This window comes from Sphingomonas sp. BT-65 (assembly GCF_026107375.2).
Lineage (GTDB): Bacteria > Pseudomonadota > Alphaproteobacteria > Sphingomonadales > Sphingomonadaceae > Sphingomonas.
This window is the reverse complement of sequence record NZ_JAPCIA010000001.1, coordinates 1510645-1536258: the sequence shown is the minus strand read 5'-3', so window position 1 is coordinate 1536258 and position 25614 is coordinate 1510645. Positions and strand designations below refer to the sequence as shown.

Here is a 25614-nt window from a genome sequence, read left to right as displayed (position 1 = left end):
TCCGGCAGCCGCAGATGGTCCTTTATCGCGGCGTGACGGTCACAGGCCGGCGCGTGCTGCTGCCTCCTGCCGCTGTTCGCTGCGGCGCAGCTCGCGCTTGCGTTCGCGGGCGGTACGCTGGCGCCATGACTGGTACCAAAGGATTCGCGCCGCCACGATAACCCCGAAAACCATGAGGGCGATGAGGCTGTAAGCCACGATAAGACGGGTTTCCACGAGCTTTCTCCAGGCGCGCACGCATATGCGCGCCGCCGCCCTACACCCGCCGGGCCCGTTTACCTAATCGCGCCTCTCCCGGTCAGCGCCCCAGCAGCACGCGTGCCTGGCCGGCGATCTGGGCGAGCATTGCGGCATTGGGACTGGGCGCCTTGCGCGCGCGGCTGACCAAGGCGGCGAACTGCGCGACGCGCGGGGCGTGGGCGGCGAGCCAGGTGTCGACGTCGGCGCGCGGATCCTTGCCCTCGGCGCGGGCGAGGAATTCGAGGCGGAGCTGCTGGAAATCGCGCGCGAGGCCCGCGATCAGCAGCCGCTCCCACGGGTCGCCCGCGACGATGCGCGCCGCCACCGCCTGCGCCCAGTCGAGGCCGAGTTCCTGGCCGAGATGGGTGAAGGCGTGAGTCAGTTCGGTCTCGTCGATGCCGCGGCGCTGGCCGAGGTCGGCGAGGCCGACCGCGCCGTCGAGCTCGAAGATGCGGACGATCTTGGCGGCCAGCTCATGCGGCGCGCCGGCGCCCTCGAGTTTGGCGGCGATGCGGCCCGATTGGGCGCGCGCCTCTTCCTTGAGCAGCTTCTGCGCCTGACGGTCGAGCGCGGCGATGCCGGGCTTGAGGCGCGCGATCAGCTCGCCGGGGCTTTCGCCCGGGCGGCAGATGCGGAGCAGGTCGGCGATGTGCGAGCGGGTGGCGACCGCGACCTCGTCGAGCAGGGCGAGGCGTGCGCTCTCGCTGATCGGCGCGGTCTCGATCGCTTCCCAGATCGCGGGGAGGCCGAACAGGCGCTCGGCGACGACGAACATCGCGGCGATGTCGCGCAGCGAGGCGCCTTCCTCCTCGGCCAGCTCGAACGGGTGGAGCACGCCGAGTCGGTTGACGATGCGGTTGGCGAGTTTGGTCGCGACGATCTCACCGCGCAGGCGATGCTCGTCGATCGGCTTCTTGAATTTCTTCTGCATCGCCGGCGGGAAGGCGGCGATCAGATCGGGCTCGAGCTCGGGATCGAGGCCCAGGCCGCCATCCTCGATCGCATCCTGCAACGCGAGCTTGGAGGTGGCGAGCAGCACCGCGAGTTCGGGCCGGGTGAGGCCGCGGCCTTCCTGCGCGCGGCGCAGATAATCCTCGTTCGAGCCGAGCCCCTCGACCACGCGATCGAGCCGGCCCGACGCTTCGAGGATCTCGATCACGCGGACGAAGCTCGGCACCGCGACCGGGCCGTCATTCTCGAGGAAGGACAATGCGAGCGTCTGGAGGCGGTTGTCCTCGAGTACGAGGTGCGCGACGTCGTCGGTCATCGCCGCGAGCAGCGTATTGCGGTCGTCGAGTTTGAGGCGGCCCTCGATCACCTCGCGGTTCAACGCGATCTTGATGTTGACCTCATTGTCCGAGCAGTCGACGCCGGCCGAATTGTCGATGAAATCGGTGTTGAGGCGGCCGCCGCGCAGCGAGAAGGCGATGCGCGCAGCCTGCGTCACGCCGAGATTGGCACCTTCACCGATGGCTCGCGCGCGGACCTCCTCGGCGTTGACGCGCAGGCGATCATTGGCGGGATCGCCGACTTCGACATGCGCCTCGGATGCGGCCTTCACATAGGTGCCGATGCCGCCGAACCAGATGAGGTCGACCGGCGCCTTGAGGATCGCGGAGATGAGCGTCCCCGGCTCGATCTCCTCGGCCTCGATGCCGAGCGCATCACGCACCTGCGGCGAGAGCTTGATCACCTTCTCGGTGCGCGCGAACACGCCGCCGCCCTTGGAGATCAGCGCCGGATCATAATCGGCCCAACTCGACCGCGGCAGCTCGAACATGCGGCTGCGTTCCGCCCAGCTTGTCGCCGGATCGGGATCGGGATCGAGGAAGATGTGGCGGTGGTCGAACGCGGCGACCAGCTTGATGGCCTGCGACAGCAGCATCCCGTTGCCGAACACATCGCCCGACATGTCGCCACAGCCAGCGACGCGGATGCTCTGCGTCTGGACGTCGGTGCCCATCTCGAGGAAGTGGCGCTGGACGCTGACCCACGCGCCCTTGGCGGTGATGCCCATCGCCTTGTGGTCATAGCCGACCGAACCGCCGCTCGCGAACGCGTCGCCGAGCCAGAAGCCGCGGTCGATCGCGATCGCGTTGGCGACGTCGGAGAAGGTCGCGGTGCCCTTGTCGGCCGCGACGACGAAATAGGGATCCTCGCCGTCGTGGATCGCGACTTGCTCGGGATGGACGACCTTGCCCGAGACGATGTTGTCGGTGACCGACAGGAGCGAGCGGATGAAGATGCGGTAGCTTTCCTTGCCCTCCTCGAACCACGCATCGCGGTCGAGCACGGGGGAGGGGAGCAGTTTGGGATAGAAACCGCCCTTGGCGCCGGTCGGCACGATCACCGCGTTCTTGACGCGCTGCGCCTTCATGAGACCGAGAATCTCGGTGCGGAAATCGTCGCGCCGGTCGGACCAGCGCAGGCCGCCGCGGGCGACCGGGCCGGCGCGCAGGTGGATGCCCTCGACACGAGGGGAGTACACCCAGATTTCGCGCCACGGGAGCGGGGCGGGCAGGTTCGGCACCTTCGCACTGTCGAGTTTGAAGGCCAGCGCCTCTACAGCCGCGGGGGCGAAGGCGTTGGTGCGCAGCGTCGCGCGGATCACGCCGGCGATGGCGCGCAGGATGCGGTCATCGTCGATCGCGCTGACCGCGTCGAGGCCGGCGGCGATGGCGGCATCGGCAGCCTTGACCGCGTCGGCGCTGCCCTTGGCGCGGGCGGGATCGTGCGCGGCGGCGAAGCGCTCGACCAGCGCGGTGGCGACGGCGGGCGCGCGGCGCAGTGCCTCGACCACCGTGACCAGGCCATAGGCGAGGCCGGTCTGGCGCAAATAGCGGAACCAGGCGCGCAGCAGCAGCACCGAAGTCGGGGCCAAGCCCGCTTCGACGATCAGGCGATTGAAGGCGTCGTTCTCCGATCGGCCTTCGAGGACGGCGGCGATCGCGTCCTCAACCGTCGCGGTGTCGCCCTTGAGCGTGCCGCCGCCGGCGAGCGCGACCTCGAAATCATGGATATAGGCGCCAGCGTCGCCCGGGAGCGCGGTCGGCACTTCCTCGATCACGCGGAAGCCGAAATTCTCGAACACCGGCACCGCGTCCGACAGCGGCAGCGGGCCGCCGAGGCGGTAGAGCTTGATGCGCAGCTTGCCATTCTGGTCGAAGATACGGACCGAGCGCGCATCACTGTCCGCGAGTCCGGCGATGCGGACGATGTCGCGCGCCGCCTCCTCGGGCGGGTTGCCGTTGCGATAGCCGAGCGGGAAAGCAGGGGCGTAGCGCAGCGCGAGGCGCGCGGCGCGTGCCGCGGCGATGCCGCCCTCGGCGAGTGCGCTCTCGACTGCGGGGAGCCAGCCGCGGACCATCCGCTCGAGCTCGTTATCGAGCGCGGCGGCGTCGGGCATGCGGCCCTCGCCGCGCAGGTCGAGCGTGTAGCGCAGCAGCGCGACCGGCCCATCCTCGAGCGCGATCGACCAGCTGATCTGGGTTGCGTTCGATTCGCGCTCGAGCATCTCGCCGATCGCGACGCGGCGGCCCGTCGAGACCTCGTCGCGGGGCAGCCACACAAAGGCGAAGAGATGGCGGCCGAGCGCGCTGCGAATCAGGATGAGCTTGGAGCGCGGCCGGTCGGTCACCGACATGGCGGTGAGCGCGATCTGCTCCAGTGCCTCCTGCGGGAAGGCGGTGGTGAGGTCGTGGGGCAGCCCGGTCAGTGCGTGTGCGAGCGCCTTGCCGGTATGGCCGCGCGGATCGAAGCCGAACTTGGTCTCGAGCGCCGACAGGCGCGCGCGCAGCACCGGCACCTCGTCGGGCGTCGAATGAAGCGCGGCGCTGGTCCACAGGCCGGCATGGATCGAGATCCCGGTGATCTTGCCGCCCTCGCGCAGCGGCACGAGCACGAGGTCGAGCGGGGCGCGGCGATGCACGGTGGAAATGAGGTTGGACTTGAGCAGCAACGGCGGCTGCCCACCCTTCTCGAACCACTCGACCGCGAGCTTGCGCGAGGCGTCGGCGAGCAAGGGCGTGTCGAGCGTCATGCGGCAAATGCCCGCGGCATCGGTGATGCCGGCGTCGCGGTGCCAGGTCTCGTGCCCGACCAGCGTCATGCTGCCGCCCTGGAACCAGCGCAGCAGCGAGGCACCCTCGGGATCGCCGATGCGGTTGGCGTCCTCGCTCATCGCGCGGCGCAGATCGGGCCAGTCGGTGACGGCCGCGCGGACATGGCCGAGATTGCGTTCGAGATCGCGGACCAGGCCGGTGCGGTCGCGCGCGTCGGCACGCTCCAGCTCCATATAGACCATCGATTCGCGCGTGCCGCCGGCTCCGATGCCCGTGAGCGCGCCATCTCCGGTCCGCTCGACCGCGATGACGGGGTGGATCACGCGGCGGATCGCGATGTCGTGCGCGGCGATCGTCGCGGAGATCGAGTCGACCAGGAACGGCATGTCGTCGTTGACGACCGCGAGCCGCATCGCGCGGCTGTCTTCCCCCAGGCCGGTCTCGAGCGCGATGCCGGGGGTGCCGGGCTCGCGGGTGGCCGCGGCCTCCGCGACGAAGCGGGCGGCGGCGGCGCGCTCGGCATTGCCGAACCCCTCAAGCTCTCCCGGCAGGGCCCCATCGGTGAGACGCGCTTGCAACGCCTCGGCGAGCGACTTGATCGGCTTGCTCATGGCGCCGGGCTATGCGCCGGGACGCGGCGCGGCTCAAGGCTTGCTGCACTGCACCGTGACAATTGAGACGAAGTTGCCGGGTTACCGGTGGCAGCCGACACAAAGCTGCGTGCGATGCGCGGCTTTGCTACGTCCGTTTCGGAAGCGATATGCGGTCAGGCCGCCGCTTTGCGTACCAGGCGTTCGGCGAGCGCGGGATCGTCTTCCAGCTTGGCGACGACATCGAGCATGCCGTCATCCCCGGCGCGGGCGAGGAGCAGGACGAACTCGTTGTCGCCGGCCTCGATCTCGACATGCGCGAGCGACGGGCGGCTGCGCAGCTCTTCGGCGGCGCGGGCGTAGATGTCGGGCTGCGGCGCGGGCTTGCGCAGCGCGCGCTCGGCCTTGACGATCGCCTTGATCCCGCCCGGTTCGGCGGTGAGGAAGGCGTCGAGCCCGCCCTCGGGCACGTCGTTGCGGCGGGCATTGCTCATCACCGCGGCGAACTCGGTGAGGCGCGTCTTGTCATAGTCGGCGCCGAAGACGAGCTTGGCGGCGGCGGTCATCGGCGCGCGCGCCTGAACGGTGATCGCGGCTTCGGCGAGCAGCTCGGCATAGCCGGTCTCGTCCGATTCGGCGGCGCATGCGAAATCATAGGCACGCGACAGCGCGCGGTAGAGCGCGGCGCGGCTGCGCGTGTCGGCGGCGCGGGCGGCGGCGGCGCTCTCGCGCGCGAGAGTCAGCCGGCCGGCGAGCGTTTCGGGAATGCTGGCGACATCGTCATGCGGGACCGTGGGCTCGGGATCGTCAGTGATCGGCGCGCTGGGGCCATCGGCCCAGATCGGCGTGGCGGTGGGGGGCGGCGGCGCAGAGCGGCGCGCTTCCTCATATTCGCGTTCGAGCTTCGCCTGGGTCTCGGCGTCGACCATCTCCTTCCAATTGATCACGCCATAGATGAAGTCGATCGTGTCCTCGTCCGAGGAGAAGGGCATCAGGATGCCGCGATAGAGGGTATTGTGCCCGCGCTGGCCGACGAACTCGGCCTCGAAGCCGATCGGCGCGCGGTTGGCGATGATCTGGAGATAATGGTCGGTGAGGCGCGAGAGCAGCGAACGGCTGGGCACTTCGCCGACATGGGTGATGTCGCTGGTGACGCCGCATTCTTCGCGCAGCGAGCCGCCGAGGTAGCGGATCGCGGGATTCTCGACGCCGGCGCTGAAGTCGAGCAGCACGCTGTGCGGGCCGAAATCGGCGATATTCTCGGGGCTGAGATCCTCGATCGAGGGATAGGCGCGGCCGCGCAGCAGGGAGACCCAGTGATTATAGGCGCGCACGTGCATGCGGCGCTCGTCGGTGCCGATATCGATCCGGTGCTGCCGACTCCCCGAATCGCCGACGCCGGCATCTTCGAGGTCGGTTTCGGGGCGGTCTTCCAGTCCGCGGGTGTCCATGCGCATGCTCCACAGAGGGCTGATGCCCTCGAACAGACCGAGTCTGCGCCTGCCATGGTAAATCTTGTGTAAAGACCAGGTCGTATCTCAACCACTCGGCAACGCTTGTCAGCTAGGAAAGAGGCTGGTAAGCGCCGCCACCTTCCCCGGCGGCGTACGCCGGGCATGCCGCTTTAGCTCAGTTGGTAGAGCATCGCATTCGTAATGCGGGGGTCACAGGTTCGAGTCCTGTAAGCGGCACCATTTCCCTGATCGTCAATCCCCGCCCGACGCAATCGAGCGCGCCACGGTGAAGCCAATGCATATGCGCCCGGGTTCATTCCGGGCAAAGACCGATCCGCCGTGCATGCGGGCAACTGCCTTGACGAGCGCCAAGCCGAAACCATGACTTTCGCCACCGTTAAAGCGTGCGGGATCGATCCGGTAGAAACGGTCGAAGATGCGGTCGAGATGGGCGGGGTCAATCGCCGCGCCGGGATTGGATACGCCGATCGACGCGGCATCTCCTTCGTAGGCGATCGTGACGGTAACCCGGCCCGGGGTTTCGCCGTGAAGCACGGCATTGTCGAGCAGGTTGGTTATCGCGCGCCCGAACAGCGATCGTTCGATCGGGACCTCGGCATCGCCGTCGATCTGCAGCGTGACGCCAGCCTCTTCCATGACGGGCGCCATGAACTCCGCGCTCTTGCGCGTTTCCTCGGCGAGCGAGCAGACAGTCAGGTTCGCTGCCACTTCGCCCTGGTCGGCGCGCGCGAGAAAGAGCATGTCGTTGACGATGCGGCGCATCCGGTCGAGCTCTTCGAGGTTGGACTGGAGCACCTCCTCGAGCTCGCGCACCGGACGGTCGCGCGACAGCGCGACCTGGGTGCCGCCGATCATGTTGGCAAGCGGCGTGCGCAGCTCGTGCGCGACATCGGCGTTAAAGGTCGACAGCCGCTGATAGCTGTCCGCGACGCGATCGAGCGCGTCGTTGAGCGACAGCACCAGCCCCGACAGCTCGGCGGGCAAGGTCTCCGTCGGCAGGCGCTGGGCCATATTCTCGGCGCTCAGCAGCCGCGCATGCTCGGACAGCCGGTCGACCGACGCCAGGCTGCGGCGGGCGATCCACCAGCCGAGCGCGGCGACCGCGACGATGGCGAGGAGCGACATGACCGCGATGCCGATCGCGAGGCCGGTCTCGGTCTCGTCGACATATTTTCTGCCGAGCGCGATGACGAGGCGGACCTTGGGACGCTCCCCAGCCGCGGGGATCGTGCGTGCGAGCGTCAGGTACTTGCGATCGGGCATGATCGCCTTGCCGAACCCTTCGCGCGGGCCCTTCCATTGCGCGCCGGCGAGGGCGCCGGAGTGGAAGGCGAAGCGCGGGTCGGGGCTCTCGACGATGAAATAGAGGCTGCGGTCCGGCGGTGTGAAGTCCCGGAGCTTGCCCGAGATCATCTTCCATTTGCTGGCATAGGTCGAATCCTTGACCATCCGCTCGACGATCTGGAAGCGCGCGCTCAGCTCCTCACGTTTGTGGTGTTGGATCTGCTGCGACTGGAACGTGAACAGCGCGATGCCGGCGATCGTCGACACTGCGGTCACCGCCAGCGCGAACATCAGCGCCAGCCGTCCGGCGATCGAACGCGGCATCACGCGGCCACCTCGTCGCGCGGTTCGAGCACATAGCCCATGCCGCGCACGGTGTGCAGGAGCTTGTCCTCGCCCGGCGCCTCGAGCTTGGCGCGAAGCCGCTTGATCGCGACCTCTACGACATTGGTGTTGGTATCGAAATTGATGTCCCAGACGAGCTCGGTGATCACCGTCTTGGACACGATCTGCGAACGCCGCCGCGCGAGCAGCGCGAGCAGCGCGAACTCCTTCGCGGTGAGGTTGAGCCGCCGCCGCCCGCGCGTCGCGCGCCGCGCGATGAGGTCGACATGCAGGTCGGCGATCCGGACCTGAGTCGCCTCCTGCCCGCGGCCGCGGCGCACGATCGCCTGCAGCCGGGCCAGCAGCTCGAGGAAGGAGAAGGGCTTGACCAGATAGTCGTCCGCACCCGCACCGAGTCCGCGCAGCCGGTCATCGACCGTATCGCGGGCGGTGAGCATGATCACCGGCGTATCGCGTTCCACGCGCAGCGCAGCGAGTAGCGAAATGCCGTCGAGCCTGGGCAGCATCACGTCGAGCACGATCGCGTCATAGTCGCCGGTGCACGCAAGGTGCAGCCCGTCCTCGCCGTCGGTCGCATAATCGACGGCGTAGCCCTGTTCCGCGAGGCCGCGGCGCAGATAGTGGATGGTCTTGGTTTCGTCCTCGACGATCAGAATCTTCACTGCCCCGTGCCGCCGCCTCCGCTTGCCATGGCCGGCGCGGCGGGCGCGACGCCCATCTGCCGGTGGAGCGAGACCAGCCGCGCCGACACGTCCGCCAGCGCCCGAGCATGATCCCGCTCCGCCTGATAGACGGTTCGGGCGGCGTCGAGAACCTCGAGCTGCGACAGCGTGCCCTCGCGATACTGGAGCTGCGACAGCTCCGCCGCGCGCCGTGCGGCCTCCATCGCCCGGCCAAGCTCGCGCTCGCGCACCTGGCCCTGCAGATAGGAGACGATGCCCGTCTGTGTTTCCTGCAGCGCGCCGCGCACGACGCGCTCATAGTCGAGCCCGGCCTCGCGCAGCTGCGAATCCGCCGCATCGAGCTCGGCACGGCGCCGTCCGAAATCGAGAACCGGGAGAACCAGCGCGGCGGCAACCGACGCGATCGTTGTCCCGCCGTCGAGCAGGCTGCCGATCCCGCCCGCATCGAGGCCGACCAGGCCCGACAGCGAAAGCGAAGGCAGGCGAAGCCCCGCCGTGCCGTCGCGCCGCGCCGCCATCGCCGCATAGCGCGCCTCGGCTGCACGGATATCGGGCCGCGCGGCGAGGACATCGGCGGGCGAACGCAGCACCGCGAGCGGATCGGCGGCGGGAATTGCATCGCCGGTGGCCAGCCGCGCCGTGATGTCTTCGGGCGTCGTCGACAGCAGATAGGCGAGGCGGAACCGATCCGCGTCCGCTGCTTCGCTCGCCACGGCATGCTCCGAGCGCGTCTGCGAGACCAGCGCCGAGGCACGCTCGACATCAAGCGCGCTGGCCATGCCGAATTCGAAGCGGTCGCGTGTGATGCGTAGCGTTTCCTCCTGCGCCATGACGGTTCGCGTAGTCAGCGCGATCAGTGCGCGCTGCAGGCGATAGTCGATATAGGCGCGCGCGATCTCTTCGATCAGCAGCAGCCGGACCGCCTCGGCATCGGCGGCGGTGGCGCTGGCGTCCGAGCGCGCGGCGCGGACCGCGGCAGACAGGCGCCCGCCAATATCAGGCTCCCAGCTCGCGCCGAGCCCGACGCTGGCGGAATCGCCTGCGGTGCGGCGGGCCGCGGAAACGCCAGCTTCGGCGCTGATTTCAGGGAAGAACCCGGCGGTGGCGGCACGGCGGAGCGCGTGGGAGGCGATCACGCGCTCCGCCGCGATGCGGAGATCGACATTGTGCTGCTGTCCGCTGTCGATCAGGCCGTCGAGCACGGGGTCGCCGAAGCTCGACCACCACGCGCCGGGTATCTCGCCAGTTGGCATCGGGGTTGCCGTTTCCCAGCGCGCAGGCAGATTGCTGGGAGTGGGGACTGCGGCGGGGGTATGCGCGCAACCGGCGAGAATGGCGAGGAGGGGGAGGGAAAGGAGGATGCTTCTGTTCATGCCATGGCACCTTCGAGCATGGTCTTGAGGCGAGGCGCCTTTTCGGGCCGTGCCCGGTGGAAGAGACGGTCGAGTGCCAGATAGACGACGGGGGTGGAGAAGAGCGTGAGGACCTGGCTGATGACGAGCCCGCCGACCACCGCGACGCCCAGCGGCTGGCGGAGCTCGGCGCCGGTGCCGAAGGCGAGCATCAGCGGGATCGCGGCGAGCAGGGCGGCGATCGTCGTCATGATGATCGGACGGAAGCGGGTGATCGCCGCCTCGTAGATCGCTTCCTCGGGCGAGATCCCGCGCTTGCGCTGCGCATCGAGCGCGAAGTCGACCATGAGGATGCCGTTCTTCTTGACGATGCCGATGAGCAGGATCACGCCGATCAGCGCCATGATCGAGAAATCGAGCCCGAACAGCCACAGCATCAGCACCGCGCCGAGGCCGGCCGAGGGCAGCGTCGAGAGGATGGTGAGCGGGGTCGAGAAGCTCTCATAGAGAATGCCGAGGATGATATAGACCGCGATCAGCGCCGCGAGGATCAGCAGCGGCTGGGTCGCGAGCGAGTCCGTGAAGGCCTGGGCCGAGCCCTGCGCGGCGCCGGTGACCGACGGCGGAACGCCGATCTCCTGCCGGATGCGTTCGATCCCGGCCATCGCGTCGCCCAGCGCCACGCCCTGGGGCAGGTTGAAGCTGATATTGGCCGCAGGCGAGAGGCCGTGGCGCCCGATCGAGAGCGGCCCGGCGCGTTGCGTGTCGATCTTCGCGACCGCCGAGAGCGGGACCATCGCATTGGTGATGGGCGAGCGCAGGAACATCGTGTCGAGGCTGGCGACCCGGGCATAGCGCGACGGATCGGCCTCCAGCACCACGCGATACTGGTTCGCCTGGGTCTGGAACTCACTGATCTGGCGCTGGCCGAAGCTGTCGTAGAATGCCTGGTCGATCGCATCGACGCTGAGCCCGTAGCGCGCGGCGGCGGCACGATCGATCGTGATCCCCTGCATGCGCGCGCCGAGCTGGACGTCGTTGCGGACATCGCGGAACAGCGGCGACTGGGACATGGCCTGCGTCATCTGGGCCGCCCAGCGCGCCATCTCGCGCGTGTCGGTCGACTTGAGCACATAGGAATATTGCCCGGCGCCGCCGCCCGCGCCGATGTTGATGTCCTGCGCCGAGCGCAATGAGACGGTGATCCCCGGGATGCGCGCGAACTGCGGGCGCAGGCGCGCGATCAGGCCTTCGGACGAGACGTCGCGGTCGCCGCGGTCCTTGAGCACGATCCACACGCGGCCATTGGCGAGCGACTGGCTTCCGCCGGTGGTTCCGATCGCGTGGCTGAACTGCTGCACCGCCGGATCCTTGGCGACGATCGCCGCGATCGCTTCATGCTTGGCGCGCATGTCCGCGTAGGAGATATCCTCGGCCGCGAGCGTCTGCCCGATGATGAAGGCGGTGTCCTGGAGCGGGAAGAAGCCCTTGGGGATATAGGCATAGCTCGCGACCGCCGCGCCGATCGTCGCCGCGAAGCCGAGCAGCATCATTTTCTGGCGCGTCAGCGTCCATTTGAGCGCGCGGCCATAGCCGTCGATCAGCCGGTCGGTGAAGCGCCGTTTGCCGCTTTCAGCCGTGTGCGCCGGCGACTTGAGGTAGCGTGCGCACAGCATTGGCGCGAGCGTGAGCGAGGCGATCACCGAGATCAGCAGCGAGACGGTGACCGTCAGCGAAAATTCGCGGAACAGCCGGCCGATCACGCCGCCCATGAACAGCAGCGGGATGAAGGCGGCGATGAGCGAGAAGGTGATCGAGACCACGGTGAAGCCGATCTCGCGCGCGCCCTCGATCGCGGCGCGCATCGCGGTCTTGCCCATCTCCATGTGGCGATGGATGTTCTCGACCACGACGATCGCGTCGTCGACGACGAAGCCCACCGCGATGACCAGCGCCACCAGCGTCAGATTGTTGAGGCTGAAACCGAGCAGGTACATCGCCGCGAAGGTCGCGATCACCGAGACGCCGAGCACCGCGGCGACGATCAGCGTCGCCGAAACCTGGCGCAGGAACAGCCCCATGACGAGCACGACCAGCGCGAGCGTGATCGCAAGCGTCAGCTCCACCTCGTGCAGCGAGGAACGGATCGTGCGCGTGCGATCGTTGAGCACCGACACTTCGACGCTGGCCGGCAGCGATGCGGTCAGGCGCGGGAGCGCCGCCTGAATGGCGTCCGCGATGCGCACGACGTTTGCGCCCGGCTGGCGCATGATGATGATGCCGAGACCTGGCTTGCCGTTGGGGAAGGCGCCGACATAGCTGTTCTCCGCGCCGATGCTGACCTCGGCGACGTCCTGCAGGCGGATCGGCGCGCCGTCGCGCCAGGCCACGACGATCTGGCCATAATCGGCCGGGGTGAAGAGCTGGTCGTTCGCCTCGAACGTCGCGACCGTATCGCGCCCGAACACCGCGCCCTTGGCGAGGTTGACGTTCGAACCCTGCACCGCCGCACGGATATCGGCCATGCTGACGCCATAGGCGGCGAGCCGGTCGGGCTGGGCGCGGACGCGGATCGAGGGCTTGTTCTGGCCGGCGATGTTGACCTGCGCGACGCCGTCGATCTGGCTGATCTGACGCGCGAGCTGGGTATCGATCAAGTCGCTGAGTTCGGTCAGCGGCATTTCGTCGGAGGTGGCGCTGAGCACCAGCACCGGGCTGTCGGTCGGGTTGACCTTGCGCCAGGTGGGGAGGTTGGGAAGGTCGCTCGGCAGGCGCCCGGCGACGCTGTTGATCGCCGCCTGAATCTCCTGCGCCGCCGCATCGATATCGCGGGTGAGGGTGAACTGGATGGTGATGCTAGTCTGGCCGAGCGCGCTGGTCGAGGTCATCTCGGTGACGCCGGGGATGCCGGTGAACGCCACTTCGAGCGGAGTGGCGACCGAGGACGCCATCGTCTCGGGGCTGGCGCCGGGCAGGCTGGCGCTGACCTGGATCGTCGGGAAATCGGCTTCGGGCAGCGGCGCGACGGGGAGGTTGGTGAAAGCGAACAGGCCAAGGAGCACGGCGGCCAGCGTCATCAGCGCGGTGGCGACGGGGTGGTGGATGAACCATGTGGCGAAGCCGGGCCGCGGCGCATCTGCGGCGGGAAGAGCGGCCTCGCTCATTGGCCGGCCCCCGCCGTGCCAGTGCCTGCGCCAGTATCTGCAATGGTGACCTTCGCCCCGTCGCGCAGCCGCGAGAAGCCGTCGCGCACGATGACGTTGCCGGGCGCGATGCCGCGCGCAACCACGGCGACCTCGTCATTGGTGTAGCCGAGGGTGACGGGGACTCGCTTCACCGTGCCGTTGGTCACCCGATAGACGAAATGCCCCTCGACGCCGGGGCGGACGGCGACTGCGGGCAGCACCACTGCGCCGGGGGTCAGGCCGGTGCGCATCCGCACCGCGACGAACGCGCCGGGCGCGAGCCGCTCGGCGCCGTTCGCGAATTGCGCGCGCACGCGTCCGGTGCCGGTGCGCGTGTCGAACGCGTTGTCGAAGGCGGTGATGCGGCCGGTGCCGAGCAGCGCGCCGCCATCACTGTCATAGGCCTCGACCACTGCGCCCTGCGCATCGCGCGCGCTCGTCCGCAGATCGGCGAGCCGCGATTGCGGGACCGGGAAGACGATCGAGATCGGATTGACTTGCGCGACCGAGACGATGCCGTCGGCATCGCTGGTGCGGACAAGGTTGCCGGCGTCGACCCGCCGGATGCCGACGCGGCCGCTCACTGGCGAGACGATGCGGGTATAGGAGAGATTGACGCGCGCGGTGTCGACATTGGCGCTGTCGAGGCGGACGGTCGCGCGCAGCTGATCGGCCTGCGCGCGCTGCTGGTCGACCAACTGCTGCGAGATCGCGTTGCGCGCGACGAGGCTCTGGTAACGCGCCAGGTCGAGCTCGGCGGCACGCAACTGCGCCGAGTCACGCGCGAGCTGCGCCTGTGCCGCTTCGAGCGCGGCGCGCTGCGGGCGGTCGTCGATCGTGGCGAGGAGCTGGCCGCGGCGGACGAGGTCGCCCTCGGCGAAATGCAGTCGCGTGAGGATGCCGTCGACCTGCGAGCGGACCACGACATTCTGGAGCGATTCAACGGTGCCGACCGCCTCGATTTCGTGCCGCACGTCGCGCCGTTCGGCGGCGACGGTGCGGACGGGCACGGGCGGTTGCGCCGCGGGCTGCTGCTGGGTCTGGCCGGTGCCCGAATAGGCGAGCGCGGCCAGGGCGAGCAGGCCCACACCTCCGACAAGAAGGGCCGGCTTGCGTCGAGCGCGGGCGAACTGGAGCAGCGTTGCGGTATCGGTCATGCCGTACCGCTAGATGCGCGCGCCCGTCAGAACGCTGACGTCAACATGACAATTTGGTCAGGGAAACTTGCTCTGCTCCGTGACGTCGGAGGGGGCTTTCGGGAACGATAGCGGCGCAACGAACGCGGCCCGCTCAATAGTCTAATTTGAATCTATTCTTCAGCGGAAGCCGACCGGCATTCCAGCGGTGGGGATACAATGAGCCGGATGAATGATCAAACGCAGTTGAATGTGCTATGAGCTTCAACGGCAATAAATATTATATTACGTGTAGCTATTAAAGAAAGTCATTTATGCTTAAAGATTTGATGGTTAAGTGCAATTAACCAGATAGTATCTTATAATTAACATAGGATAATATCGCTTGAAAACATAGTTACAGAATGAATAACAATTATCTCTATAGTAAATACTTAACTCATTTCCATGGTTACTTTTCCATTAGAATTGAATAGCGCTGGATGAACATGCATTCATCTTGAAATCGTCAACATCTTCCGTATCTTCAGCTCTTGGGCGGATTCGCTCGCAGGTTCTGCAGAGGTTAATAGTTAAACTAGAGTTATATCTCTCAGCGCCCATGCTTAACCGATAAATAGGGGTCGTGCGCATGATCGATCATTCTGAGCGCGCTGAAGGTCAACGAACGGCAACTAGCCGTGGTCGTCCTTCGCGATTGATAGCGGTCACACTTATCGCGGTTCTTGCCGGCAGCGGCCAGGTCGTCGCGCAGTCGCAACAGGCGGCGAAAGCGCCCGCCGCGAACGTCTTTCAGGAGCAGGCCGGCAAGCTGGGCGTGCGCCGGTGCGCCAACCTCTTCGCAGCGCTGGGTAACACGGTCTCCAATGGCGCCGCCTACACCGTCGTGACGCAGGCCGGCGGCGCGGCTGCGGTTGCGGACGGGCATGGCGTGCAGGGCGTGGTCGGCATGGCCTACAACACGCCAGGCTACGCCGCTCAGGCGGCCGGCGTCGTGATCGCTGCGCCGGTCGGCACCAAGTGCGAAGGGCAGCTAGTGCGCGTCGCACCGTTCCAACGCGCCTGCAAGGATGTCGTCGGCCAGCTGCCGGCGGGCAGCACCGCGGCGGGATCGCTATCCGGCGTGCCGCTCTACATTCTCGGCGGCAACCAGGGCCAGGCGATGCTGATCTCCAGCGGCAACAGCTGCGTGGTGGTCACCGTCGCGCGGGGTGCCGACGTCGGGTGATGCCGGGCGAGCCGCGCTGCGCTGAGGCGCGTCGCACGGCTCGCTCCACCAGAGCGAATTTGAATAGCTGAATCGTGAAGGCGTTCTCGTGTGCCGAGGCGACGGGAAAGCTGTGTCTGCTCGTATTGGGCCACCGGCCGGGTCGCCGTGGCCAGTTCAACAAAGGGAAGTGGCATGACTGGATATGAGTCGCAGAATGTTCGTCGCAACCACTTTGCTGCGAACTGGGTCATCGGTGCGGAAGGCGCGAGCTGGACGCAGCGGCGCCGGGTGATGGCCGTGCTGCGCCGCGCACATCGCGTGCTGGGGCTGAAGCGCGATGGACTGGGACTCGGCGCACTCGGTGGTGGTGGCGGGATAGCCGGTGCATTGCTTGCCGCGGGGATCATGGCGCCGCAGGCGGCGTTCGGGCAGACCGTTATCGGCAATGGGGTTTCCACCAACACCGCCAACTGCACCAGTCCTTCTGCTGGGAATCAAAGCGTTGCTATCGGTTGTGCCAGCGACGCTACCGGTTCCGCCTCAACCGCAATGGGCAATAATGCCAATGTGAATGGCGACAACGGCGTGGCGATCGGCACCTCTGCTACCGCAACGGGCAATGCTTCGATCGCCATCGGTTATGCGATGGGTGCCAATGGCCTCAACGCCATAGGCATCGGTGTCTTCGCGAACGCGACCGGCGTCAACGCGCTCGCCGTAGGCGGAAACGCCCGCGCCATTGCGGATGGAGCATCGGCCTTTGGTGTCAACAGCACTGCAAGCGGCGCCAATGGGACGGCCATCGGCTCCACGGCCACTGCCGCCGCCGCCGCCACGGCCGTCGGCGTGTCGAGCCAGGCAACCAGCACCAATTCTGTCGCTATCGGCAGCTTGAGTCAGGCGACAGATAGTGCAGCCACCGCCGTCGGCAATGGCGCCCGGGCGACCGGTAACAGCGCGCTCGCACTTGGAGCGCAGGCCTTGGCCATCGGCACGAGCACCGTTGCTGTCGGTCAGGGTGCCGGCGCCGGATCCACCGCCGCCAACGCCAGCTCGGTTGCGGTGGGCATTGCGGCCGGCACGCTCGTCAGCGGCGGACAGAATACTGCCGTCGGCGGGGGCGTCGCAAGCGTCCTGAGAGGTGCCGGTTCCGGCGTCACGGGCACGCGCAACGTCGCCATGGGAACCGGCGACGGTACCGTCGCCTACGACGCTACGCTTTCCGCCTCAGCAGGCAGCCTGGTCACGGGTAGCGACAACGTCGCGATCGGAACCAATGCCGGTATCGGCGTCGCCGCCAACGGCACGACATCGATTGGCCATAATGCTCGAGCCACCCAGACCAACGGCGCTGCCATTGGCTTTGGAGCAACCGCCACCGGCGTGAACGCCATCTATCTGGGCGGACGCACCGGCGCCGGAACGGGTGCTCTCGCTGAGAGCGCTATCGCCATCGGCACGGATGTGACGGCAAACGTGGCCGACGCCACCGCGATCGGACGCCAAAGCGTGGCATCGGCCCAGTTCGCCGTTGCGATCGGGGTAAATTCCCGTGCGTCGGGCACAAGCTCGGCAACGCTCGGTCCCAACGCAGACGCTTCGGGCAACTTCGCCCTAGCACTGGGCAATGCTGCCGTGTCGAGCGCAAGTGGCTCGGTCGCAATTGGGTCGGGCGCCCAAGGTACGGACATTGCCGCCGTAGCGCTCGGCAACGGCGCTCGCGCGACCCTCGGGCGCTCGACCGCGCTGGGGGTTAGCGCATTGGCGAGCGGAGCGAGCGCGCTGGCCGTGGGCGACACCGCGAACGCGAGCGCCCAGAATGCGATCGCTGCCGGAACGAACGCCGTCGCCAATTCGGCCGACGCCGTCGCCATCGGTACGGGCTCGACCGCCACCGGCGGCCGGGCGGTCGCCATTGGCGCGGGCAACCTCGCCAGCGGCAACGGCGCGGTGGCGATCGGCGATCCCAACACCGCGAGCGGCAACGGCGCGGTGGCGAGCGGTCTCGACAACACCGCGACCGGAAACGGCTCGGTCGCGATGGGCAACACCAACATGGTCGGCGGCGGCGGGCAGGCGGTGAGCACGCCCGGCACCGCCGCACAGGGCGCGGTCGGCATCGGCTATCAGAACAATGTCGTCGGCCAGGGCTCGGTCGCGATCGGCAGCACCAGCAGTGCGCTGGCGGCGGGCGCGGTGGCGTTCGGCGACACCGCGGTCGCCAACAATGCGCGCGACGTGGCGCTGGGCTCGGGCTCGGTCACCGCAGTGGCGGTTGGCACCACCGGCGTGACACTCGGCGGCACGAACTACGCCTTTGCGGGTACGGCGCCGACCAGCACGGTGAGCGTCGGCAGCCTGGGCAACGAACGCACCATTACCAATGTCGCCGCCGGGCGGATCAGCGGCAGCTCGACCGATGCGGTCAACGGCTCGCAGCTCTTCGCGACCAATCAGGCGCTTTCGGCGGCGATCGCGGGCGCGGCCAGCCATTATTACAGCGTCAACGACGGTGGTACCATCACCGGGAACTACAACAACAATGGGGCGACGGGCGGCCTGTCCGTGGCCATTGGCACCAATGCCAGCGCGACGGGTGGCCGCGCGATTGCGTCGGGCAGCGGGGCGCAAGCCCTTGGCGACTTCGCGACAGCTTATGGCGATAATACCCGAGCGACCACAGCGGGTACCGCCATCGGCGGAGGCACCAGCGCCACAAACGACTTCGCACTCGCGGTCGGTTTCCAGTCCGCGGCATCCGGGGTGGCATCCTCGGCACTCGGTATGCAAGCTGTTGCGAGCGCCGAACGGTCCTCGGCCCTCGGCGCACTTGCCCAGGCAAGCGGCACCTATGCGACGGCGCTAGGCAGTGGCGGCGTGAGCGCCGCGACGGCCGTTCGCGCCTCGGGCGCGGGCGCGCTCGCGCTCGGCGGCAACGCGACCGCTGGCGCGAATGCGGCAGCCGCCAATGCCATCGCGCTCGGCGGCCAATCGAACGCCACTCAGGTGGACACGATCGCGATCGGCCGGTCGAGCAGCTCGACCGGGGCGACTTCGATCGCCATGGGCCTGAATGCGGCTTCGCAGACAGCGAATAGTGTCGCCATCGGCAACGGTGCTTTCAATCAAAACTCGGGTGCTGACGCTGAGGCGGTTGCGATTGGTTTTTCGGCGCGCACCGGCCAGAGCGGCTCGACGGCGGTCGGCACGCAAGCCGCTGCGACTGGCGTAAACTCGATCGCGTTCGGTAGGTTGGCGTCGGGAACCACCTCCTATGCCATCGCCATCGGTGGCGGGACAACGGGAGCGGGAGGAGGCGCGAGCGCAACGGGCATCGGGGCCATCGCCATTGGTGGTGGTGGCGGAACCGTGCCCACCGGTGCTCCAGCCTCCGCAACCGCAGCACGCGCCATCGCCATCGGCCAGAACACGGTCGCTGCGTTCCAGAATTCGGTTGCCATGGGCAACAGGTCCACGGTCGGCAGCGCCTCCTCGGTAGCCTTGGGCGACACCGCCACCACGGGCGCGACCGGCGCGAACGTTGCCATCGGCAATCTGAGCACGGCCAATGCCGGCACCGCCGCAGGCGGCGCGGTGGCGATCGGGCGCTCCAACACCGCGTTCGGCGACGGCGCGGTGTCGATCGGCGACCCGAGCTTTGCCAGCGGCACCGGCGCCTTCACCGGCGGCGCGAACAACATCGCCAACAGCGACGGGACCGCGACGGCCACCGCCGCGAACCAGGCCAATGGCGCGGTCGCGATTGGCAACAACAACCGCGCGATCGGCCAGGGCAGCGTCGCGCTCGGCAATGGCTCGACCGCCGGCGCGGCCGGCCTCGCCGGCAATGTCGCGATCGGCGATGGCGCGATCGCCACGGCAAGCGCGGGCGATGTCGCGCTCGGTTCCGGCAGCACGACGCTGGCGGCGGTGGCGACGGGAGGCGCGACGATCAACGGCACCAACTATGCCTTCGCCGGCACCACGCCGACCAGCACGGTCAGCGTCGGCGCGGCCGGGGCGGAGCGGACGATCACCAACGTCGCCGCTGGCCGGATCAGCGGCAGCTCGACCGATGCGATCAATGGCTCGCAGCTCTTCGCGACCAACCAGGCGGTGGACAGCCTCGGCACGCAGGTGAACCAGAACACCACCGACATCACCAATCTCGATGGGCGGGTGACGACAGTCGAGGGCGCCATCACCAACATCACCACCGGCGGCGGCATCAAATATTTCCACGCCAATTCGGTGCTGGCCGATTCGGTCGCGACTGGCACTGACTCGGTCGCGATCGGTCCGGTCGCGGCGGCGGACAATGCCAATGGCGTGGCGATCGGCCTCAACAGCCACGCGATCAGCAGCGGCAGCATCGCCATCGGCCAGGGCGCGGTCACCGGCAATGCGGGCGATCTCACCCGGATCAACCAGGTCGCGATCGGCAACAATGCCGCGGCCACTGCGCAGAACAGCGTCGCGCTCGGCGACGGCGCCATCGCGAGCGGCCCGCAGGCGACGGCGCTGGGCTCGCTCGCCACCGCGACCGGCTCGAACAGCACGGCGGTCGGCCGCAACAGCCAGGCCGGGAACTCGGGCACGGCGCTCGGCACCACCGCCCAGGCCAATGGCACGCGCTCGACCGCGCTCGGCCAGAATGTCCAGGCGAACGTCACCGACGGCACCGCCGTCGGCTACGGAACGCGCGTGACCGCCGTCGGCGGCCTCGCGATCGGCACCAATGCTGCGGCAAACGACGTGAATGCAGTGGCGCTCGGCACCGGGTCGACCACGGCGGCGGCAGTCGCGACGGCCGGGGCGACGATCAACGGCACCAACTATGTCTTTGCCGGCACCACGCCCACCAGCACGGTGAGCGTCGGCGCTGTGGGTGCGGAACGGACGATCACCAATGTCGCAGCGGGCCGCATCGATGGCAGCTCGACCGACGCGGTCAACGGCTCGCAGCTGTTCGCGACCAACCAAGCGGTCGACAGCCTCGGCACCCAGGTGAACCAGAACACCACCGACATCACCAATCTCGACGGCCGCGTGACGACGGTCGAGGGTGCCATCACCAACATCACCACCGGCGGCGGCATCAAATATTTCCACGCCAATTCGACGCTCGCCGATTCGAACGCAGCCGGCACGGACAGCATCGCGGTCGGTCCCGTCGCCAATGCCTATGGCAATGGCTCGATCGCGCAGGGCCTCAACGCCGTGGCGGGCGCGAGCGGCAGTGCGATCGGGACCGCCAACGCCATTGCCATCGGTACCGGCGCGCAGGCGCTGGCGCTCAACAGCATCGCGCAGGGCTTGAATGCCCGTGCCGTGCTGTCGGAGTCGATCGCGATGGGCTCGAACGCGACCGCCAACGGATCGAGCAACGTCGCGATCGGCCGCGCCTCGACGACGACGGGCGGCGGTAGCGTCGCGGTAGGTAACGAAGCCAGCGCCGCGGACTTCAGCGCCGCGCTGGGCAGCCGTGCGCGTGCGCTCGGCCCCTCAAGCCTCGCGGCGGGCGATCAGGCGACCGCTTCCGGCCTTCTCTCCACCGCACTTGGCACCAGTGCCCAAGCAGGCGCGACCGACGGCTCCACCTCGCGTGATGTGGCGCTCGGCTTCAACGCGGAAGCCACCGGCGGCGACAGCATCGCGCAGGGTTCGAGCGCGGTGGCCGCTGGCGCGAATGCCATCGCCATCGGCAATGGCGCGCAGGCGAACGCGCTGAATTCGATCAGCATCGGCACCGGCAACGTGGTGAACGGGGTGGGCTCGGCCGCGATCGGCGATCCCAACATCGTCAACGGCAACGGTTCCTACGCGCTGGGCAACAACAACACGATCAACTCGAACAACAGCTTCGTGGTCGGCAGCAACGTGACCGTGGCGGCGGGTCTCGACGGCGCGGTGGCGCTGGGTGCGGGCAGCACCGTGACGGCGGCGACCGCAATCCCGAGTGCGACGATCAACGGCACGAGCTACAATTTCGCCGGCGGCAATCCCGCGGCGGGCGCGGTGGTGAGCGTCGGCGCGGCCGGGGCCGAGCGTCAGGTCCAGAATGTCGCGGCCGGCCGGATCAGCGGCAGCTCGACCGACGCGATCAACGGCTCGCAGCTCTTCGCGACCAACCAGGCGGTGGAGGCGCTCACCGGCACGGTTGCCGGCGGCTTCACGCTGACCGCGCAGGGCGCGAACGGCAGCAGCGTCGCGCCGGGCGACACGGTCGACCTCGCCAACACCGACGGCAACATCACGGTCGGCAAAACAGCCGCGAGCGACAACGTCACCTTCGAGCTCGCCGACAACATCACCGTCAACAGCGTGACGGCGGGCGGCACGGTGCTCAACACCAGCGGCCTCACCATTGCGGGCGGTCCGAGCATGACCACCACCGGCATCAATGCCGGGGGGCTCACCATCACCAATGTCGCGGCGGGCGTGAACCCGACCGACGCGGTCAATGTCAGCCAGCTGACCAACGCGACCGGCGGCGTCACCACGACGGGCATGAACTTCAGCGGCAACGACAACAGCGCGGGCAACGTCCATCGCGATCTGGGCCAGACGCTCGCCATCCAGGGTGCCGCCACGACGGCGGGCACCTATTCGGGCGGCAACATCAGGACGGTCACCGATCCGGCGACCGGCGCCATCAACATCCAGATGGCCGACGCGCCGACCTTCGGCACGGTCACCGTCAACGATGGCGGTTCGGGCAGGATCACCGGTGTGACCGCCGGCGTCGCCGGCACCGATGCGGTAAACGTCAGCCAGCTCCAGGCGGTATCGTCGACGGCCAATCTGGGCTGGAACATCCAGGCCAACGGTGATGCGGCGACCAATGTCGCGCCGGGCGGCACGGTCCAGTTCGTCGACGGTCAGAACATCGAGATCACACGCACCGGCTCCAATGTGACGATCGCCACCAGCATGGATCTGATCGCCGACAGCGTGACGCTGTCAGGCGGCCAGGTCTTCAACGCCACGGGCCTGAACATGGCCGGCACCACCATCACCAACCTCGCCGATGGCGCAGTCTCCGCGGTGTCGACTGAGGCGGTCAACGGCTCGCAGCTGTTCGCGACCAATCAGGCGATCACCAATCTGGATGGCCGGGTGACCACCGTCGAGGGCGACGTCACCAACCTCGACAATCGCGTGACGACGGTCGAGGGCGACCTCACCAACATTATCAGCGGCGGCGGCATCAAGTATTTCCGCGCCAACTCGGTGCTGGCCGACAGCCAGGCGCTAGGCACGGATTCGGTCGCGATCGGGCCAAACGCGATCGCCAACAACGCGGGGGATATCGCGCTCGGCAATGGCTCGACCACCGGAGTGGCGGTGGCGACGGCCGGCACCACCATCAACGGCACCAACTATGCCTTCGCCGGCACCACGCCGACCAGCACGGTCAGCGTCGGCGCGGCGGGCGCCGAGCGCACCATCACCAATGTCGCGGCCGGCCGGATCGATGGCAGTTCGACCGACGCGATCAACGGCTCGCAGCTCTTCGCCACCAACCAGGCAGTCGACAGCCTCGGCACGCAGGTGACGAATCTCGGCGGCACGGTGACAAATCTCGGCAACACGGTCACCACGCTGGGCAACACGGTCACCAGTCTCGACGGCAGGGTGACCACGGTCGAGGGCAGCGTCACCAACCTCGGCAACGCGATCAACAACATCGCCGGCGACACCTCGACAGCCTACACCGACGCAAATGGTGACGGCATCCGCTACGCCCGCACCAACGAGGCGGGCCTCGCGCCGACCGACGCGTTTGCGCAAGGGCTAGGATCGACCGCGCTCGGCTATCAGGCGACCGCCTCCGCGGGCAATGCCGTGGCGCTGGGCCGCGGTGCCCAGGCGACCATTGATGGATCGCTGGCGCTGGGCGCAGGCTCGGTCGCGGATCGCGCGCTTGCGCCGGCCATCGGCCAGCTCCCGGCAAGCACCGGCTTTGTGCCGTACAACACGACCGACCAGACCCTGCTCGGTTCCGTCTCGGTAGGCAGTGCCGGCGCCTATCGCCAGATCACCAATGTCGCCGACGGCACCCAGGCGCAGGATGCGGTGACGATCCGCCAGTTGGCGGGCGCACTCTCTTCGTTCGCGGTGACGCCAATCCAATATTTCCACGCCAATTCGACGGCGGTGGATTCGCTAGCGGTCGGCCAGGAATCGGTCGCGATCGGCCCGCGGACGGTGGTCAACGGCGACAATGGCATCGGCTTGGGCAATGGCGCGATCGTTCAGGCGACCGCACCGGGCGGCACCGCGATCGGCCAGAACGCGCAGGTGTCGCAGGCTGACGCGATTGCCTTCGGCACCAATGCCCAGGCCAACGGCATCCAGTCGATCGCGATCGGCCCGGGCGCCAATGCCACGCATTCGGGCAGCGTCGCGCTTGGCGCGGGATCGACCACCTCGGTCGGTTCTCAGGCCGGTTATGCCGCCTATGGCCTCACCACACCGCAGAATTCGGCCGGTGAAGTGTCGGTGGGCAGCGCGGGTGCCGAGCGGAAGATCACCAATGTCGCGGCCGGATCTGCGCCGACCGACGCGGTCAACGTCAGCCAGCTTCAGGCGGTCGACAACCGGGTGACAAACCTCGACAACCGCGTGACCAATGTCGACAATCGAGTAGGCGCGGTCGAGAGCAACGTCACCAACCTTGGCAACAGCGTCGCGAACAGCTTCGGCGGCGGCTCGACCTATGACCCGACCACCGGCACGGTGACCACCCAGCTCAATATTGGCGGCAACACCTACAACAACGTCAATGATGCGCTGCAGGCAGTCAACGCGACCGCCGGCGCCGGCTGGAACATCCAGGCCAATGGCGGTCCATCGACCAACATCGGGTCGAACGGCACGCTCAACGTCACCGCCGGCTCCAACACGGTTGTGACGCTCAACGGCAACCAGCTCCAGGTCGGGGTCGTCGACAATCCGACGTTCGCCGGCATGGTGACCGCCAATGGCGGGCTCACCGTGGGGCAGAACACGACGGTCAACATGGGCGGCAACGTGGTCCAGAACGTTGCGGCGGGAGCGGTGAACGCTACCTCGACCGACGCGGTCAACGGCTCGCAGCTCCACCAGGTGCAGCAGCTCGCCAATAATTCGGTGCAATATGACGCCGCCGGCAACGCGGTGACCTTCAATCCGGGCGGAGCGGCGACCACGCTGCACAATGTCGCGGCGGGGGTGGCGGCGACCGACGCGGTCAACGTCCAGCAGCTTAACGACGGCCTCGCCACGACGCTCAAGTCCGCCAACGACTATACCGACGCGAAGGTCGCAGGGCTCCAGTATGACCTCGCGCAGGTCCAGCGCGATGCCAGTGCCGGAACCGCGGGCGCGCTCGCCGCAGCGGGCATGCCGCAGGCGTTCGAGCCCGGTCGCGGGATGCTCGCCTTCGGCGCAGGCACCTATCGCGGGCAATCCGCCTTCGCGCTTGGCCTGTCACGGGTGATGGATGACGGCAAGACGGTCATCAAGGCGGGCGCCACCTACGATACGCAGGAGCATGTCGGCGCCAATGTCGGCGTCGGCTTTCAGTTCTGATCCTCGCCAACCATCGATCGAGCTCTTCTCAAGGAGGACGTAATGAAACTCGGCACCTTCGCCCTTCCGGTCCTCGCCCTGGCAAGCCCTTCCGCGGCGATCGCGAAGGAGGCAACCAAGGCACCAGTCTCGACCTATGTCGCCAAGGTCGACCCCTCCGCCTTTCACCGCACGCCGCTCGAGCACAAGAAGATGGGGGTGACGGTGAACCCCGCCGCGGTGCGCATGATCACGCCGGATGTGGACAAGTTCAGCATCTACAATCTGATCGGCCCGCCGCACTTTGGCGAAAGCATCACCCGTCGCTGGAACTATGTGCTGTTCTTCCCCGTCGCGCCTGGCAGCACCGAGCGCGTGCGCTGCCGGATGGAGATCCGGTTCAAGCGGCCGCGCGGGCACTATAACGTGACCGTGTCGGAAGTGATCTGGCAGGAGCAATCCTGCGCGGACCGGGTTGCGTCCGCGCGCTGATTGGGC

11 protein-coding genes and 1 tRNA gene are annotated in these 25614 nt (G+C 67.8%); 4 read left to right on the top strand and 8 right to left on the bottom strand.

Annotated features, from left to right (window positions below):
• Positions 1–39: 39 nt before the first annotated feature.
• The 3 genes from OK349_RS07330 to OK349_RS07320 form a co-directional block, all read right to left on the bottom strand.
• Positions 40–216 (bottom strand): hypothetical protein, encoded by a 177-nt coding sequence (locus tag OK349_RS07330; protein WP_265117160.1) that lies wholly within the window; start codon positions 214–216, stop codon positions 40–42.
• 82 nt (positions 217–298) lie between these two features.
• Positions 299–4912 (bottom strand): NAD-glutamate dehydrogenase, encoded by a 4614-nt coding sequence (locus OK349_RS07325; RefSeq protein WP_265117159.1) that lies wholly within the window; start codon positions 4910–4912, stop codon positions 299–301.
• 155 nt (positions 4913–5067) lie between these two features.
• Positions 5068–6342 (bottom strand): PAS domain-containing protein, encoded by a 1275-nt coding sequence (locus OK349_RS07320; protein WP_265117158.1) that lies wholly within the window; start codon positions 6340–6342, stop codon positions 5068–5070.
• Positions 6343–6509: 167 nt separating this feature from the next.
• Between OK349_RS07320 and OK349_RS07315 the strand changes: the two genes are divergently transcribed.
• Positions 6510–6585 (top strand) — tRNA-Thr (locus OK349_RS07315).
• Positions 6586–6597: 12 nt separating this feature from the next.
• Here the strand turns inward: OK349_RS07315 and OK349_RS07310 are convergent.
• Genes OK349_RS07310 through OK349_RS07290 form a run of 5 tightly spaced genes read right to left on the bottom strand, consistent with a single transcriptional unit; the run spans position 6598 to position 14372 of the window.
• Complete coding sequence (locus OK349_RS07310) at positions 6598–7974, bottom strand: heavy metal sensor histidine kinase (protein WP_265117157.1); 1377 nt, start codon at positions 7972–7974, stop codon at positions 6598–6600.
• Positions 7974–8657, bottom strand: coding sequence for a heavy metal response regulator transcription factor (locus OK349_RS07305; protein WP_265117156.1), 684 nt, complete (start codon positions 8655–8657; stop codon positions 7974–7976). Before OK349_RS07305 ends, OK349_RS07310 begins: the two co-directional genes overlap by 1 nt.
• A complete protein-coding gene (locus tag OK349_RS07300; RefSeq protein WP_265117155.1) occupies positions 8654–10051 on the bottom strand; it encodes an efflux transporter outer membrane subunit in 1398 nt (465 codons plus the stop codon). Before OK349_RS07300 ends, OK349_RS07305 begins: the two co-directional genes overlap by 4 nt.
• Positions 10048–13194: an efflux RND transporter permease subunit gene (locus OK349_RS07295; protein ID WP_265117154.1), complete on the bottom strand. Its 3147-nt coding sequence runs from the start codon at positions 13192–13194 to the stop codon at positions 10048–10050. The genes OK349_RS07300 and OK349_RS07295 overlap by 4 nt, the downstream gene beginning before the upstream one ends.
• Entirely contained in the window at positions 13191–14372 is a 1182-nt protein-coding gene (locus OK349_RS07290; RefSeq protein WP_265117153.1) for an efflux RND transporter periplasmic adaptor subunit, read from the bottom strand. The genes OK349_RS07295 and OK349_RS07290 overlap by 4 nt, the downstream gene beginning before the upstream one ends.
• 676 nt (positions 14373–15048) lie before the next feature.
• On the opposite strand from OK349_RS07290, the gene OK349_RS07285 reads away from it, so the two are divergent.
• The 3 genes from OK349_RS07285 to OK349_RS07275 all read left to right on the top strand — a co-directional run bounded on the left by OK349_RS07285 (position 15049) and on the right by OK349_RS07275 (position 25608).
• Positions 15049–15579, top strand: coding sequence for a hypothetical protein (locus OK349_RS07285; protein ID WP_265117152.1), 531 nt, complete (start codon positions 15049–15051; stop codon positions 15577–15579).
• Between the two features lie 174 nt (positions 15580–15753).
• The gene (locus OK349_RS07280) at positions 15754–25137 is read left to right on the top strand and encodes a hypothetical protein (RefSeq protein WP_265117151.1); all 9384 of its coding nucleotides are present in this window, start codon (positions 15754–15756) and stop codon (positions 25135–25137) included.
• 42 nt (positions 25138–25179) lie between these two features.
• Positions 25180–25608, top strand: coding sequence for an outer membrane protein assembly factor BamE (locus OK349_RS07275; protein WP_265117150.1), 429 nt, complete (start codon positions 25180–25182; stop codon positions 25606–25608).
• Positions 25609–25614 lie beyond the last annotated feature (6 nt).

Coding starts and splice junctions, on each gene's coding strand:
- OK349_RS07310 (WP_265117157.1), bottom strand. CDS start 7,974: ATGCCGCGTTCGATCGCCGGACGGCTGGCGCTGATGTTCGCGCTGGCG.
- OK349_RS07280 (WP_265117151.1), top strand. CDS start 15,754: ATGACTGGATATGAGTCGCAGAATGTTCGTCGCAACCACTTTGCTGCG.
- OK349_RS07275 (WP_265117150.1), top strand. CDS start 25,180: ATGAAACTCGGCACCTTCGCCCTTCCGGTCCTCGCCCTGGCAAGCCCT.
- OK349_RS07325 (WP_265117159.1), bottom strand. CDS start 4,912: ATGAGCAAGCCGATCAAGTCGCTCGCCGAGGCGTTGCAAGCGCGTCTC.
- OK349_RS07320 (WP_265117158.1), bottom strand. CDS start 6,342: ATGGACACCCGCGGACTGGAAGACCGCCCCGAAACCGACCTCGAAGAT.
- OK349_RS07295 (WP_265117154.1), bottom strand. CDS start 13,194: ATGAGCGAGGCCGCTCTTCCCGCCGCAGATGCGCCGCGGCCCGGCTTC.
- OK349_RS07300 (WP_265117155.1), bottom strand. CDS start 10,051: ATGAACAGAAGCATCCTCCTTTCCCTCCCCCTCCTCGCCATTCTCGCC.
- OK349_RS07290 (WP_265117153.1), bottom strand. CDS start 14,372: ATGACCGATACCGCAACGCTGCTCCAGTTCGCCCGCGCTCGACGCAAG.